The organism is Neobacillus drentensis (genome assembly GCF_036966985.1).
GTDB lineage: Bacteria > Bacillota > Bacilli > Bacillales > Cytobacillaceae > Neobacillus > Neobacillus drentensis_E.
This window is the reverse complement of record NZ_JBALSN010000206.1, coordinates 1-15461: the sequence shown is the minus strand read 5'-3', so window position 1 is coordinate 15461 and position 15461 is coordinate 1. Positions and strand designations below refer to the sequence as shown.

Annotated in this window: 12 protein-coding genes, 1 pseudogene and 1 riboswitch; of the genes and pseudogenes, 10 read left to right on the top strand and 3 right to left on the bottom strand. The window is 38.9% G+C overall.

Features of this window, described 5'->3' with window-relative positions; translation table 11 throughout:
- The first annotated feature begins 138 nt into the window (after nt 1–138).
- The 3 genes from V7659_RS14170 to V7659_RS14160 all read left to right on the top strand — a co-directional run bounded on the left by V7659_RS14170 (nt 139) and on the right by V7659_RS14160 (nt 4153).
- A complete protein-coding gene (locus V7659_RS14170) occupies nt 139–1137 on the top strand; it encodes a VanW family protein (protein ID WP_335540544.1) in 999 nt (332 codons plus the stop codon).
- 56 nt (nt 1138–1193) lie between these two features.
- Nucleotides 1194–2231 carry an alpha/beta fold hydrolase gene (locus V7659_RS14165; protein WP_335540543.1) on the top strand — a complete coding sequence of 346 codons (1038 nt, stop codon included), beginning with the start codon at nt 1194–1196 and terminating at the stop codon, nt 2229–2231.
- Between the two features lie 164 nt (nt 2232–2395).
- Entirely contained in the window at nt 2396–4153 is a 1758-nt protein-coding gene (locus V7659_RS14160) for a bifunctional metallophosphatase/5'-nucleotidase (RefSeq protein ID WP_335540542.1), read from the top strand.
- Between the two features lie 54 nt (nt 4154–4207).
- Here the strand turns inward: V7659_RS14160 and V7659_RS14155 are convergent, their stop codons facing one another.
- Nucleotides 4208–5890 carry a hypothetical protein gene (locus tag V7659_RS14155; RefSeq protein ID WP_335540541.1) on the bottom strand — a complete coding sequence of 561 codons (1683 nt, stop codon included), beginning with the start codon at nt 5888–5890 and terminating at the stop codon, nt 4208–4210.
- Between the two features lie 165 nt (nt 5891–6055).
- Nucleotides 6056–6256, top strand: a riboswitch (cobalamin riboswitch).
- Nucleotides 6257–6394: 138 nt separating this feature from the next.
- On the opposite strand from V7659_RS14155, the gene V7659_RS14150 reads away from it, so the two are divergent.
- Genes V7659_RS14150 through V7659_RS14140 form a run of 3 tightly spaced genes read left to right on the top strand, consistent with a single transcriptional unit; the run spans nt 6395 to nt 10213 of the window.
- Complete coding sequence (locus V7659_RS14150; RefSeq protein ID WP_420491260.1) at nt 6395–8683, top strand: ribonucleoside-diphosphate reductase subunit alpha; 2289 nt, start codon at nt 6395–6397, stop codon at nt 8681–8683.
- A gap of 34 nt (nt 8684–8717) precedes the next feature.
- Entirely contained in the window at nt 8718–9764 is a 1047-nt protein-coding gene (locus V7659_RS14145) for a ribonucleotide-diphosphate reductase subunit beta (protein ID WP_335540539.1), read from the top strand.
- The gene (locus V7659_RS14140; protein ID WP_335540538.1) at nt 9761–10213 is read left to right on the top strand and encodes a flavodoxin domain-containing protein; all 453 of its coding nucleotides are present in this window, start codon (nt 9761–9763) and stop codon (nt 10211–10213) included. Before V7659_RS14145 ends, V7659_RS14140 begins: the two co-directional genes overlap by 4 nt.
- A gap of 76 nt (nt 10214–10289) precedes the next feature.
- Here the strand turns inward: V7659_RS14140 and pepF are convergent.
- A pseudogene (gene pepF, locus V7659_RS14135) lies at nt 10290–12079 on the bottom strand (oligoendopeptidase F).
- Between the two features lie 198 nt (nt 12080–12277).
- Between pepF and V7659_RS14130 the strand changes: the two are divergent.
- The 4 genes from V7659_RS14130 (at nt 12278) to V7659_RS14115 (ending at nt 14623) form a co-directional block, all read left to right on the top strand.
- Entirely contained in the window at nt 12278–12757 is a 480-nt protein-coding gene (locus V7659_RS14130; RefSeq protein WP_335540537.1) for a PaaI family thioesterase, read from the top strand.
- Nucleotides 12758–13006: 249 nt separating this feature from the next.
- A complete protein-coding gene (locus V7659_RS14125; protein WP_335540536.1) occupies nt 13007–13387 on the top strand; it encodes a CidA/LrgA family protein in 381 nt (126 codons plus the stop codon).
- Nucleotides 13368–14060, top strand: a complete 693-nt coding sequence (locus V7659_RS14120) for an LrgB family protein (protein ID WP_335540535.1) — start codon at nt 13368–13370, stop codon at nt 14058–14060. Before V7659_RS14125 ends, V7659_RS14120 begins: the two co-directional genes overlap by 20 nt.
- A 143-nt stretch (nt 14061–14203) precedes the next feature.
- Nucleotides 14204–14623, top strand: a complete 420-nt coding sequence (locus V7659_RS14115; protein ID WP_335540534.1) for a hypothetical protein — start codon at nt 14204–14206, stop codon at nt 14621–14623.
- Between the two features lies 1 nt (nt 14624).
- On the opposite strand, the gene V7659_RS14110 is transcribed toward V7659_RS14115, so the two are convergent.
- Nucleotides 14625–15461: TetR/AcrR family transcriptional regulator (locus tag V7659_RS14110; RefSeq protein ID WP_335540533.1), on the bottom strand; the 837-nt coding region annotated here is incomplete at its 5' end.

The window sequence follows — 15461 nt, the reverse complement described above, 5'->3', positions numbered from 1 at the left end:
ACAAGTTTAACACAGCCTACATTTAAAAACACTTATCAATCATATTGACATGTTATCGCGAATAAAATCGGAGAATGAATGGACTTCATTTGGAAGCCCAAGATCATGCATGAAAATATAGGATAAGAGGTTGGGGAAATGAAAAAACGCTCGTGGTTAATTACAGTTTTAGTCAGTTGTAGTTTGTTAGGATTGGCCGGTTGTACAGAAACATCCGAGAAAGAAAAGGCGGTGGAAGAAAAAGTTACGGCACCAAAGCAAAATCCGGTTCAAACACAGCAAGAAGAATCTCAAAAGGAAGAAGAACCCAAACCGATTACGGTCAATGTGATTGACCCCAATACGAAATCGATTATCAAAAGCTTTCTGCCAGTTGACCTGGGATTTGGAACTAATAACGATGCATATAAACAGGAACTAGAGAAGTGGGCAAAGGACTTGGCAAGAGGAACGAAAACTACCCCTGGCTATGACCAACGAATGGTCCTCGATAAGATCGACACAAACGGTCAAATCATAAAAGGGAAACCAAGAATTATTTTAGAAGAATCCGAGTTGGTTGAAAAGGTGTTAACTGCATCAGCTGCGGGAGGCGATGTGGAACTGCCTCTTTATGTGACCGAGAGCGGGTATAAGCCGGAAGATGTGAAGCAATTAGGCGAAGTGGTGGTTGCAACCTATACCACCAGATTTAACAGTGGGGTAGTGGGCCGATCAAAAAATATCAAACTGTCAGCAGATGCGATCGATAATGTCATTGTTGGAGCCGGCGATATTTTCTCCTTTAACACAACAGTTGGGCCAAGTGATGCCGCGCACGGATATCAAAAAGCAAAGGAAATCGTGAATAAACAACTAGTCGACGGAATTGGTGGTGGGATTTGCCAGACTTCCTCCACTTTATTTAATTCAGTGGACCAATTAGGTGTTAGTTATATTGAAAAACATCATCATTCCTTGTCAGTTGGTTATGTCCCTGTGGGCAGAGATGCCACCGTCTCCTATGGCGGACCAGACTTCAAATTTCAAAACACTACAGGCGCACCATTTCTCATCAAATCCATCTACAAAAAAGGCTCATTAACCATTGAAGTAAGAACATCAGCAGCTTTCCAAGCTCTGATTGTGAAACATTAACATGGTGCCTGACACCAAGTGCAGTTTACTACAAGTAAAGAGGGGGGGCTTGAATTATGGGGTTGTTTTCGAAGCGAGAGTTTACGATTGCTGATGAGGGTATTGATTTGGTTGACAAGATAACCTTGGGTGGAGTAGAGCATTCTGTTCTGATCCAGGGCAATGATGTAACAAAGCCCTTGTTGTTATTTATTCATGGCGGCCCCTGTATGCCGGTCCCGGGCGTTGTTTCAAGAGGTCAGGATTATGCTGTTTCAATTTCTACAAAGGAGCTTGTTAAACATTTCGTGGTGGTGTTTTGGGACCAACGAGGAGCAGGGAAAACCTATCATAAAAATACACCCAAAGAGTCCTTTCGAGTCGAGCAATATATTCATGATTGCCATGACTTAATCGACAACTTAAGAAGTCGTTTTAAGAAAGATAAGGTTTATTTAGCGGGTCACTCTTGGGGGACGATTATCGGTTTATCGATCGCATCCAGATACCCAGAAAAACTTCACGCTTATTTCGGCATATCGCAAATAATCAATTGGCAGGAAAATGATCAGATTTGCTTTGACTGGCTAAGAGCTAAAGCCGAGGAAGCCAATGATCGGAAAACACTTAAGAAATTAGAAGAACTAGGCCGCCCGCCCTATCTGTTATTGAAACAATGGACCGATTTCCGCAGGCCCCTGATAAAATATAATTCGTTGGTTTATGAAAGTGAAACAGTGAAACATCCAGGAATGCTTGGCAGTTTAAAGCTTTTCTTAAATAGCTCAGAATACTCCATGAAAGATATCTTCCATACACTCTATAGCTCTTACAATTTAACCTATACCCAAGCATTAGTGGAGGATTTTGCACAGGTTGATTTTAAAAAAACAAAAAGGTTAGAGGTCCCTCTGGCCTTTTTACACGGGGCAAAAGATGTTCATGTTGACGGAAGACCTGTTGAGCAATATTATAACGAAATCGATGCTCCACTTGGTAAAGAATTGGTTTGGTATGATAATTCTGGGCATATGTTTCACCCAGACGATACAGAGAAAATCGAAAAGTTTGTCATCGATTACGCAAATAAACTATCAGAAATGGTGGTCGTTTAACGTTTACTATATGATTTAAAAAGCCCGCTTTTTTGTCTTCAACGATGAGGTTGAAGAATCATAGCGGGCTTTTTCTATTTATTAACTAGAGATATGCATATTGCTTCCATTGAAAACAAAAAATACCATAGTTCATTTATAAAAAAGTAGGAGGATTTTCATGCATGGATTGGTTTAAGAAAACATTTATATCGTTAACTCTCGTTATGTTAATAGGAGGAGTAGGAAATCTTAGTGTTGCGGCTAGGGACCTTAAGGACTCAGAACACCTAGATCAGACAATATACAAATCCCAGTCTGTAGAGGCAAGCAGACAAAAATCAACGGAAACAAAAGGTCAAGGGTTATCGGAAAGCTATCATGGTCACAAATCCAATCGTCCGGAAACGAAAAATCCTAAAAAGAAAAAAGCTCCTGCTTCGAATAATCGTTTCATTCCGATTCAATTATTAGGAATTAATGACTTGCACGGGCAATTAAATGTTACCCGGAATGTTAATGGAAAACCAGCGGGCCGGGTAGATTATTTAGCCGCTTATTTAAAACAGCGTGAAGCAGAAAACAAAAATACGCTGTTGATTCAAAATGGAGACATGGTTGGAGCCAGCCCGCCAGTGTCTGCCCTATTACAGGATGAACCGACGATTGAAATCTTGAACAAACTTGGGTTTGATATGGGAACTGTTGGTAATCATGAATTTGATGAAGGGGTAAACGAACTGCTCCGCCTGATTAAGGGTGGATCACATCCGAAAACAGGCAATTTTGCTGGCTCAAATTTTCCATGGATTGTAGCGAATGTAATCGATGAAAAAACAGGAAAAACGATCCTGCCTCCATACCAAGTTATCAAAGTAAATGGAATGCCGATTGGCTTTATCGGTGTTGTGACAACCGAGACGCCGACAGTAGTTGTCCCAAGTGGGGTAGCCGGATTAAAGTTTATCGATGAAGTAGAAGCCATTAACAAGAATGTAGCAGAATTGAAAAAACAAGGGGTAAAGTCGATCGTTGTTTTAGCCCATAACCCAGGTACATCAGGTCCAAATGGGGAAAACCCAACAGGGCAGCTGGTCGATATTGCCAATCGTGTCGACGATGAAGTGGATATCATTTTTGGCGGCCATAATCACGCTCATATGAACGCAACGATCGATAATAAGCTAGTGGTCCAATCCTATTCCTATGGGACCGCCTTTTCAGATGTGGATATTGAGATTGATCCAAAAACAAAGGAGATTGTCTCAAAAACAGCAGAGATTGTAACCACCTTCCAAGAGGGGATGAAGCCAGATCCAGAGATTAAACAAATGATTGAAGGCTATGAAGCAAAAGTGGAACCCATCGTCAATCGGGTGGTGGGCTCTACAGCTGAAAGTTTGACCGCTAAACAAAATGAGAATGGAGAGTCCGTCCTTGGGGATTTCATTGCAGATGCACAAAGGAATGCGCTAAAAACGGAATTCTCATTAATGAATCCGGGCGGAATTCGAGCAGACATCGATCCTGGTGAGATTACTTGGGGAGAAGTTTACACCGTTCAGCCCTTTAATAATGATCTGGTCAAAATGACGATGACAGGGCAGCAGATTCGTGACTTGCTTAACCAGCAATGGAGTGCAACCAAGACGAACATGCTGCAAATCTCTGGTTTAACGTATTCTTGGGATGCAAATAAACCAATAGGACAAAGGATAGTGAGTATTAAGTTGCCAGATGGCACAGAGATCGATGCAAATAAATCTTATTCAGTGACAGCGAATATTTTCCTTTCTGGCGGCGGTGATGGATTTACCGTATTCACCCAAGCCCAAAACAAAGAAATCGGTCCTAACGACCTGGATGCATTAGTGAACTTTATCTCAGCCCAGCCTAAACCTTTCACTTATCGCATTCAAAATCGTATTCAAAAGGTTCAGTAAAGAGAAATAGGGTGTCAGGCACCAATTGGTGCCTGACACCCTATTTTTGTTTCCCTATTGTAAGGCTTCGATTGCTAACTCTTTGGCGGGAAGGAAGTCTTCGCCGGTGTCGAGGTATCGAATGTTTACTTTATCTCCTTCTTTTAGGTAGATAGCGAGTGGTGCTTTTTCCGAAGAAATGATAAAGTTTTGGCGGTTGTTTAATAAGAATGAGACAATGGTGTAATCTCCGTTTTTCTCCTTATAGACTCTCATCACTGTACCGCCGATTTGTTTTTCTTGTGCTTTTGAGCTTCCGTCTACAGTGCCTTTGCCCCTTTGTAAGGCAGTTTTATATTGCTTTAGTGCCTCATTTGGGGTGCTGGCGTATACAGAAATTTCTGGATTCGCTGCAGAAACGATGAAGTAATTTTGCAGAAAACCATTTGAGTCTAATACAGGTGTTAACCAACTGGCTTCACCATAAAAATTGTAGAGAATCGGCATTTGCCCAAGCCATTTCTTTTCAATAAATTTCTTTTCAATGATTTGTAAGGCCCCTTGTGAATCCATATAAGATTGCTCTGGGTTTCCGGTATAGAATGTTGCTTTTCCTGTCCTTGAGTTGGTCAGCGAGTACCCGAGCATGGAATCGACGCCTTCTTTAGGACTAGTGAAATCTGTAAAATAGTACATCAATCCATTTTCATCAAAGATGGGACTTACATTTGACTCAGTACCTTCATCTGATGGGAGTTTCACGTCAGATTTACCGAAGACACTATTCCAAAATCCATGAACAAGATTCCCGTAATAGCTGTTTTGCAAACTAACTGCTTCAGGCGAAACTGCGCCATCGATAAATTCCGGGACATCTGCCAGTCGATAATCTTTCATCGCTCCATTCTTAGAATCGACGACGACTAGACCCTTAGCAGTAAATCCATTTCGTGCGGAAATAAACTCCCCATAAGTACGGATGTAAAAGGGTTTTCCATTCTCGTCAATTTCTAATTGAACATCGCCAAAGAAAATTTTCTTCGGGTATTTCATACGAATATGCCGCTCAATATTTTTATTAAAAAAAGAGGAAGGGGTAAATATCATTTCTGACTTGATGAATTTAGGATTAGCACTAGAATCCGTTGCACTTAAGGTAAAGTAACCTGGTGTACTGTTTCCTTTCCACCATTTAAAAAACCCGGAAAACTCAACAGGAGCAATATACACATAGTCATCGTTCAGCTTTTGAATTTGCAGGTTCCCGAGCTCATAGTAGCTTGTGTTCGGAACTTGTCCAAACGCTTTTTTCATTTTATTGCGTGCAAACTGCGGTGGAACACTGGCAGGTGTTTCTTTCTCATCAAAAGTTTGAATCTCTACCTTTTCATCCATCTTGGCAACTTCATACTTTTGATCAGCATTAAATATAAAAGCGGTTAAGAAATAAATTCCAAGGCCTAGGCTTGCAAGGAAGAGAATTCCTTTGACTTTTCTTTCTGTGCCATTGGCAAGAACGGCGCCAGCAGCGGTTAGTATGATAGCTAACGGCCATACCGAAGTGAAATTTCTATCAAAATTAGTAAAATAATAGAATACAAACACTGCTATCATGAGAATCAAAACAAGTGCAATGAACACGCCGATTTTGAGTTTTTTCCCCGCTTTTTTACTTTCCTGGTCATGTTTAAAAATAGGTATTAGAACAAGCGCAGCAGCTATCCCAATAATCAATGTAAATAGAAAAATGTTCCCCATAAAAATGCCTCTTTTCAATTTGGTCTTTCTTCATATACGGATACTCAATCAAATTAGTTTCATTTTAAAAAAATAATAGACTTGAAATATAATAGAGACTATACTATTATTAATTACATTGATTCACTACATATTGTTTTTGTTTTTTAAAAACAAACTATATATTGTGTTAGCCTTAAGAAGAGATGCCTATTGTGGCTTAATAGGGAATCTGGTGTAATTCCAGAACTGCCCCCGCAACTGTAAATGCTGACGAAATGAACAAACCACTGTATAAATTGTCTAATCTATTAGGTACTTATATGGGAAGGGTTCAAAGTAGGTAGAAGCATGAGTCAGGAGACCTGTCTTTCTTAAGATGTTTCAACTTCTTCGGGGATTGAGAAGATGAACGGTGGCGACAGGAGGCATTGAAGTTTATTATTTTTTCCTTTTGTAATGTTATCGTTTCATCCGCTCAATTACCGTTGAGCGGATTTTTTTATTATAGGGGGAAATGAAATGATGATTGAGGAACTGCAATCAGAACTAAATTACGTTTTAGAATCTATTGAACAAGTTTCAGGAAAATATCAGATTAATACATTGGAACTTAGAGAACGTCTAAGCCAACTTGATGTAACAGAGCTAGAAGCAAATCAACAAGCTTTAATTTATGCAGTGAATCAAATTGCAATGGACCAGCCGGAATGGACATTCGTTGCAGCCCGTTTATATCTGAATGAACTTTATGGAAAGGCTGCTAAAAGTCGCGGATATGAACGTTCTCTAAAATATGGAGACTTTTATAGCTTAATAAAAGAATTAACAGATATAGGGATCTATTCTAATGATCTTTTAAACGTATATAGTAAGGATGAAATCGACCAGCTAGCAAAAGAGATAAAACCAGAACAAGATTTATTATTTAATTACATAGGGTTATTTTTACTGGCGGATCGCTATCTTGCTCAAGATTATAATCGAAATGTTTATGAACTTCCCCAGGAACGGTTCATGATCATTGCGATGACTATTATGAAGGATGAAAAGCAGTCAAAACGCCTCCACCTGGTGAAGGAAGCATATTGGGCATTAAGTCATTTATATATGACAGTTGCCACACCGACTCTTGCGAATGCGGGGAAAAGCTTTGGGCAGCTTTCTTCTTGCTTTATTGATACAGTAGATGACTCACTTGATAGCATCTATTTAAACAATTGGGATATTGCCCGGTTAAGTAAAGATGGCGGAGGAATTGGAATCTATTATGGTAAAGTTCGAGCCCTCGGTTCCGATATTAAGAGATTTAAAGGAAACTCATCTGGTGTGGTTCCATGGATAAAATTAGTAAATGATACAGCTGTCAGTGTTGATCAGTTAGGTCAACGTCAAGGGGCTATTGCTATTTATCTTGATTTGTTCCATAAAGATATCATGAATGGGTTTCTTGATTTGAAGACAAATAATGGGGATGAACGCCGTAAAGCCCATGATATTTTCACAGGTGTTTCCATTCCAGACCTCTTTATGAAAAAGTTGGAAGAGAAAGATGAACACGGTAGAAGTATAGGACAATGGCATACATTTTGTCCCCATCAAGTAAAACAAATGATGGGCTGGAAGGATGAACAGGGGAACCTGCTTGGACTTGAAGACTTTTATGATGAAACTGATGTTAAATATTTTACCGAAAAATATGAAGAGGCCGTAGGTAACCCGCTTCTACCTCGCAAAACCTACCGTGCCATGGATATCATGACACGAATCATGGTTGCTCAATTAGAAACAGGAACCCCATACATGTTCTATCGTGATGAAGTTAATAGACAAAATCCAAATAAGCATTTATTGGGTAGAGGCCGTACATCCATTTTCTGCAGTAATCTTTGTACAGAAATTGCTCAAAATATGTCCGCAACGACGGTTGTGAACGAATACCAGAATGATGATGGCCATATCGTGATTGTTCGGAAACCAGGTGATTTCGTAGTTTGCAATTTATCTTCTATTAATCTGGCAAAAGCAGTACCGGCGAATGTCTTAGAACGTCTCATTCGTATACAAGTAAGAATGCTGGATAACGTGATTGATTTAAATACCATACCGGTTGGACAGGCGCAGGTTACGAATAAAAAGTACAGAGCAGTTGGGCTAGGTACGTTTGGCTGGCACCACTTATTAGCACTAAAAGGGATATATTGGGAATCCGAAACCGCTGTTAAGTATGCAGATAGTTTGTATGAGGAAATTGCGTTCCATACCATCTGTTCGTCAATGGAGCTGGCTAAGGAGAAGGGGGCTTATAGCCAGTTTAGTGGTTCTGAATGGCATACTGGGGAGTATTTTGAACGGAAAGGTTACCAATCAAAAAGGTGGAATGATTTAAAGAGAAATATAGCAATTCATGGCATACGAAATGGTTGGTTAATGGCGATTGCACCCAACTCCTCAACGGCGAAGATAGGAGGTTCCACAGATGGAATCGATCCCATCTATTCGGTTGAATATGCAGAGGAAAAGAAGAACTTTAAATTTAAAGTGACCGCACCTGATTTAAATCATAGAACATACGAATATTATCGTCGTTCGAGACATGAATTAGATCAAATTTGGAGCATTAAACAGAATGCCGCACGAGGGCGCCATATTGATCAGGGGATTAGCTTTAACCTCTATGTTAGGCATGATATAAAGGCCAAAGACTTACTAAACCTTCATATGGAAGCTTGGAAGCAAGGTTTAAAGACCTCTTATTATGTTAGAAGCACTTCGCAAACTGAAATTGACGAATGTGAGGCATGCCACAGCTAACAATTTTTTAAAATCGATCGGAGGAAATATTTTTATGGATATTCACATACCACTGCCTAGAATTAAATTGCTAAACCCTGATTTTCCTAATAAATCCACTGGGATTATTAACGGACAATCATCTGGATTGCTCAACTGGAATGATATTGCCTACCCGCAGATTTACGATTTATATCAAACTTTGTTATCAAATTTTTGGAAAGCACAAGAAATTAATATGCAAGATGATATTAAGCAGTGGGATCACCTCAGTGCAACAGAACAAGATGTTTTCCTGCGAATTAATACACAACTTGCTTCATTAGATAGCCTGCAAACACCTACCATGTTTCAAGTGATGGACTATGTGACAGATTCTAGTTTTAAGGCAATATTTGCGGTGATTGCTCAGCAAGAGGCGGTGCATAATGAATCCTATTCCTACATATTAAGTTCTCTCGTACCAATACATGAACAAAAAGAAAGGTTCAATCAAGCAAAAAATGATCCCCTCGTCCGAAAAAGAAACGACCTGATCTTAGATGCATATGAGAGTTTCAGAAAGAATCCAACACCTCAACATTTATTTCAACTTGGAGTGAACTCTATAAATCTTGAGGGTATATATTTTTATGCTGGTTTTGCTTTTTTCTATCATCTTGCCCGCCAGCAAAAAATGCTAAAGACCAGTACGATGATTAGTTATATCCAACGAGATGAAATGCAGCATGCTTATTTTATGGCACAGTTTCTCCGGATTCTCTTAACAGAAAATCCGGAATTGTATTCTGAAGTGAATATGGATTATGTGTATAAAACGGTAGGACAAGCAGTCCGGCTTGAAAAGGAATGGGCCCATGGGATTTTGAAGGATATAGATGGTATTAACTTGAGCGAGTACGAGGAATACACAGAATATCTTGCTAATAAGCGGCTGCGCCAGCTTGGATTACAGAACTTATTTAAAGAGAGAGAAAACCCGATGCCGTGGATCCATGTTTTCAGTGATGAAATGATGAATGAAACAAAATCCGATTTCTTTGAGCAGAAGTCGAGGACCTATGCTAAGGTAACACAATCCAACGGTTTCGATGAATTATGAGAGTTGCAATCGTATATTCTTCTAAAACTGGAAATACAGAAGAAGTTGTTCAATTGATTCAGAAGTTATTTTTAAAAGAAAGGATTGATGTCACTCTTTACCGGATAGAAGAATTACAAATTAAGGACCTAATCAATTACGAGGCTGTTGTGATTGGAACCTATACATGGGGAAATGGGGAAATTCCTCACGAAATGATGGAATTATATCATGCATTTGAAACAATGGATGTGAAGAGGACCCTGACGGGAATCGTAGGCACAGGAGATAGTGGCTATCCGAAGTTTTGCGGCGCTGTTGATGAATTTAGAGATATGCTGTACGTTCACACAAAATTAATTGCCACACTGAAGATTGAGGTAAGCTTACAAATATATGACATTGATCGCTGTCGAAAGTTTGTTAGTATTTTTAGGGATCAGTTAATCAAGAGACAAACTATAAGGTAGTCATTTAAGTTGTTTGATTATAGTGTTAAAGTGAATTTTAAAAACCCTTGTGGCACAAGGGTTTTTTCTATATATATTATTGATAAGAGCGTTCTAATTCTTCAATTAATGTTCCTACATAATTTACAGCTTTGCGGATTGGGTCGGGCTTTGACATATCAATGCCCGCATGTTTCAATAATTCGAGTGGTTTCATTGTTCCACCGGCACGAAGAGCCTCGAGCCATCGATCAACCGCGGGCTGACCTTCCTCCTGAATCAACTGTGCAATCGCAGTCGATGCCGTCAATCCTGCGGAATAGGTATATGGATATAGGCCCATGTAATAGTGCGGCTGACGCATCCACGTCAATCTTGCACCTTCATCGATTTCAACAGTGTCTCCCCAGAATTCGGATAGAACTGCACCCGTTACTTCTGTTAAGGTTTTGGCAGTTAACGCCGCCCCACTTTCGGCAAGGGCGTAGATTCTTCGTTGATATTCTGCTTCCAGCAAGTGTGTGACAAAGTTATGATAATAGGTACCGAGCAGCTGCAGGACAACCCAGCGGCGCATTTGTTTATCCTCCGTTGTGGATAGTAAATGCTGACCTAATAACATTTCATTCATGGTAGAAGGGGCTTCGATAAAATACATCGATGGGCGCACATTCATGATCCGCTGATTTTTATTTGCCAAAAAGAAATGTCCTGCATGGCCAAATTCGTGAGCTAACGTGAAACAGCCACGCATATTATTCTGCCAGGTGATAAGAATGTAGGGGTGTGAACCATAAGGGCTTGAGCAGAAGGCGCCTGTTGATTTTCCCACATTATCAGCAAGGTCAACCCATCGTTCTTTAAAGCCTCTTTCAATGATGTTAGTATACTCAGGTCCCATGACCTTTAGTGAATCCATAATGATTTTGCTTGCTTCTTCATAGGTTGTTTCCGGATTAAACTCAGGGTCCAATGGTGCCTTTAAGTCACAAAATAGCATCTGATTCAGACCTAAAATCCGCTTCTTTAACTGTGCAAATTNNAGATAATATCGATCTGATTGTTGTACATTTCAGGTGTTACCTGGTGCGGTTCAAGGAGCATATGGGTCACAGAATCATACTTTCGTAAACGTGCGAGGGTAACTTGTTTAGTGACCTCTGTGGCATAGGTTGCTGCCATGGTATTGGTATATTGTTTTAGCGTTGCGACGAAAGATTGATAGGCTTTCCTTCGTACATCTGTATCAGGTGAGAATTCATAACGACTTTCAAACAATGCAAACGATACAGGTAATTCGTTTCCATCGCCATCTTTAATTGGTGCGAACTGCATATCCGCTAACTTCGTCATTTGATAGATTTGGTATGGGGAGCTCTGTAGTTCTCCTAGTGCCGCCAATGCTTCTTCTGTTTCTGGTGAAAACGTATGTTTTTTTGTTTGAAGGAGGTCAACTAAGTTTTTCCTAAATGCTGCTAGCTTTGGTTCCTCTTTGAGGTATTGTTCAACTATTCCTTCTTCAAATGCAAGAATTTCAGAGTTAATAAAAGATAAAGCAGCAGTACTTTTTGTCCGTAATGAAGAAAACTTCGCCATATTGGCTTGATTTATAGGATCAGATCCATCCGCAGATTGCTTTAAACTGGCAAACGTCCACGCTTTAATAATCCTCATCGATAATTGTTCTTGTGCACAAAGGCAATCTAATAAAGCTTTAGAACTAATATGTAATGTACCTTTAAATCTATGAAACTGTGCAATCTGATTTTCTATCTCTATTAATTCGGCTTCCCAAGCTTCTTCTGAAACAAATAAATCATCTAGGTTCCAAGTTAAATCCACTGGAACTTCAGCACGAGTCAACCGTCTTTCAACCGTTTTTCCCACCAATAATCGCCTCCTAAAGTCTTTCATGATTCTGAATATAATCTTATAATATTTGGAAATTATGTCAAATTAATGTTGGTGTCAGGCACCATGTGAAAATAGTTCATATTTTAAATATTAAGTTAATTAATTGACCTTGGAATTTTTTCAGTGATATCATGTTAATGAAAGCGTTTTCGGTTAAGGGGGAGAAGTTGAATGGAAGATAAGGTTGTAAATGCAATACAAGATGAGTATCCAGATGATTTTGCCTGGTGTTATGGCTGTGGTCGATTGAACGAAGAGGGACATCATTTTCGGACTGGCTGGCAGGGTGAGCAGACAGTAACAATTTTCACACCAGAAGCAGAGCATCTCGCACTTCCAGGTTTTGTTTATGGCGGCATTGTTGCCTCGTTAATAGATTGTCATGGAACAGGTTCTGCTTCATTGGCGCTTCATCGAAAAAATGGACATGAAGCTGGTGATGGTACGGAGCCCCCAAGGTTCGTAACGGCTTCACTAAATGTGAACTTTCTCAAGCCTACTCCACATGGTATACCTTTAAAAGCAATCGGTAATGTACATGAAATACATCCTAAAAAGTTTAAGGTTGAGACAGAAGTTTATGCGAACGATATTCTCTGTGCTCGTGGAGAGGTCGTTGCTGTTGTCATGCCTAAATCCTTTCTTAAATAGGTATTAAAATATTTAGTTTTTAGCCGATTCCTACTACTGGGAATCGGTTTTTGATTTATCATAGGTAACACGAAAAAAAGTAAGTTTTTCTAACATTTATTAAATCGCTTTTATAGAATTTATGTTAGAAATCATTCCACATATACAGAAAAACTCAAAATGGTGTGCAATACTGACGTTAGAGAAATTTATTATGACCCCATTTATTAATAAATGGGTGATTAGATTTAAAACCGGGGGGTGAGCCGAATGGTTCGTAATATTGCTCAGTTTCTCACAATTTTAGTGATTTATTTAATTGGAACGAGGCTCGTTACTTGGCTGGATCTTCCTGTTCCTGGAAGTATTGTTGGTATGGTTCTCTTATTTATCGCATTACTGTCAGGTGTTTGTAAGCTCCAATGGGTCGAAGCAGCCGCCCATCTGCATATTAAACATATAACACTTTTATTTATTCCATTTATAGTAGGTGTTTGGCATTTTGCAGGGATTTTTAAAGTAGAAGGAATCAAATTAGCCATCATTCTAGCAGCGAGCAGCCTGGTTGTCCTTCTTGTGACAGCTTTTATAGCAGATTATTTAGAAACAAAAAGGAAATGGAGGAAACAAAATGGGAACAATAATCTATAATATATTGTTATGTACCGGCATTACTGTTATAAGTTATGCAGCAGGAAATAAGGTATTTAAAACTTATAAAAAGTCATGGTTAAATCCGTTATATACGGTAACAGTGATCATCATGTGTTTATTGACGCTTTCTCATGTCCAAGTATCCCAATATTCATCTGGAACAGGATTATTCTCACTTTTATTAGGAACTGCCACCGTGTCACTCGCTGTTCCCTTATATAAACATGTGAGAATTATTAAGAAAAATTTCCTAATTATTTTCTGGGCGGTCATGCCAGGCACATTAACAGGTGTAATATCAATCATTCTGTTGACGAAGTCTTTGCACATGAATAGAGAAATAATGTTGTCACTTATTCCAAAATCGGTCACGGCTCCAATTGCTCTGTCTGTATCCCAGTCATTAGGAGGGATTCCGTCTCTGACGATTTTATTTGTCTGTATATCTGCGGTTTTTTCACTAATGATCGGTCCATTTCTTTTAAATTTAACTCGGATTAGAAGTAGAATTGCTAAGGGTTTAGCGTTAGGTACATCTGCTCAAGCAATAGGTGCCAACCGAGCATTTGAATGGGGAGAAATAGAAGGGGTCATGGGGAGCATTGCGATGATTACCTCCGCATTGATCATGTCTGTTATGATTCCCCTATTCTTACAACTTTCCCTTTAAAAAAGTACCTAATTTATCGGAATTTTTATTAAAAGCTTTCCTTTTCAAAAACCATTTTAATGAAAATGTAATATTTCTATCCGAAACCAAAATTACCCATCCTTCGTCAAATTAAATAAGGAGATTTATAAGGAGGCGAACGGGTGGAGCGGATTAGAAAAATAACCGTTACCTTAGTGATCGTTTCGGTCATAGGATGTGGTCTAGTTGTCAGCAGTTTTGGTTCTGTACTTTTTCAGGAGGGGAATCCCATACCATTAATGATTTCGGCTCTAAAGCTTCACTTTTCTGATTCTGAATTTGAACTTTTCGCAAAAACAGAGAAACGAAGCAAATATTTATCGGAAAGTAATGGAAATAGCAATTATAATGTTGTAAAAAATTATATGAAATCTAAAGGGTGGAAGTTTCAAGAACAGATGGGTTCAGGGCTGATATTTACAAAAAATGGTGAAGATGCAATCGTTGTGGTAAAACAATATTCAAGGAATTATTTTATTTGGGAAATTCAACAACGCTTTACAAATGATAAAAGCTATACATTCAAAACCCCTAATCCTTAGATTAGGGGTTTGTGTCTTCCGACTCCATAGAACTATAAAAAGCTTCAATTAGTTCATCAAGCTGCCCGAGTTCCTTTTTCCAAAGTGAAGCAGGGTTTTGCTTTAAAGATAAAAGGGCACTTTGAATAAGATACTTTCTTGGGGATCTTGTATGGATGATTTCTTCTTGTATAAAATCTAACAGTTCATGGTATTTGTTTTGTTCATTTAAATCCTTAATACTCTTAGCTATTGACGCCCTTAATGTTAAAGATAATTTTACCAGCTGGGTCAATATCTCATGATTGTTTTTTGGACAGTCAGGGACCCATTTTTCTAAAGTTTTAGGTTCGATTAATTGCTCCCCTGATTCAGCAACTTCATCAACCATTTTAACCATTCGCGCTACACAGTAGCGGACCACACTGCTTACTTTTTCACCCGATTCATGGGCCAGTCGATTGTATTGAATATTATATTGGATTATCCCTTGAAACATAATCGCACAGTCCAAGAGGAATGGTTTTTTGTCATCGCCGAAGATGTCGACAAAACGATTGTAATACCAACGAAGAGAATTTAAACGGGCCCGTTGGATATATTGTTTGAGATCTGCGTCATTAGATGCTAATACTTCCTCATAAAGGGCAAGTAATTTGTTTTTCCTATTAGAAATCATTTGTAATTCCACTTGCTTAATGAAAATCTCAATACTAGAAGGGTTTTGACCGATTAATAAGTCGTTTCGGTCCTTTTCTAGTTTCTTATAAATTGTTTTATAAATAGCGATTAATAATTCACTTTTAGATGAAAAATAATTATAGAATGTTCCTTTAGAAATCCCGCTATAGTCTAAAAT

What these genes read in the sequence shown, in the direction of transcription:
- V7659_RS14145 (WP_335540539.1), top strand. Translation starts at nt 8,718, where the DNA reads ATGGATATTCACATACCACTGCCTAGAATTAAATTGCTAAACCCTGAT.
- V7659_RS14170 (WP_335540544.1), top strand. Translation starts at nt 139, where the DNA reads ATGAAAAAACGCTCGTGGTTAATTACAGTTTTAGTCAGTTGTAGTTTG.
- V7659_RS14160 (WP_335540542.1), top strand. Translation starts at nt 2,396, where the DNA reads ATGGATTGGTTTAAGAAAACATTTATATCGTTAACTCTCGTTATGTTA.
- V7659_RS14125 (WP_335540536.1), top strand. Translation starts at nt 13,007, where the DNA reads ATGGTTCGTAATATTGCTCAGTTTCTCACAATTTTAGTGATTTATTTA.
- V7659_RS14130 (WP_335540537.1), top strand. Translation starts at nt 12,278, where the DNA reads ATGGAAGATAAGGTTGTAAATGCAATACAAGATGAGTATCCAGATGAT.
- V7659_RS14120 (WP_335540535.1), top strand. Translation starts at nt 13,368, where the DNA reads ATGGGAACAATAATCTATAATATATTGTTATGTACCGGCATTACTGTT.
- V7659_RS14140 (WP_335540538.1), top strand. Translation starts at nt 9,761, where the DNA reads ATGAGAGTTGCAATCGTATATTCTTCTAAAACTGGAAATACAGAAGAA.
- V7659_RS14155 (WP_335540541.1), bottom strand. Translation starts at nt 5,890, where the DNA reads ATGGGGAACATTTTTCTATTTACATTGATTATTGGGATAGCTGCTGCG.
- V7659_RS14150 (WP_420491260.1), top strand. Translation starts at nt 6,395, where the DNA reads ATGATTGAGGAACTGCAATCAGAACTAAATTACGTTTTAGAATCTATT.
- V7659_RS14165 (WP_335540543.1), top strand. Translation starts at nt 1,194, where the DNA reads ATGGGGTTGTTTTCGAAGCGAGAGTTTACGATTGCTGATGAGGGTATT.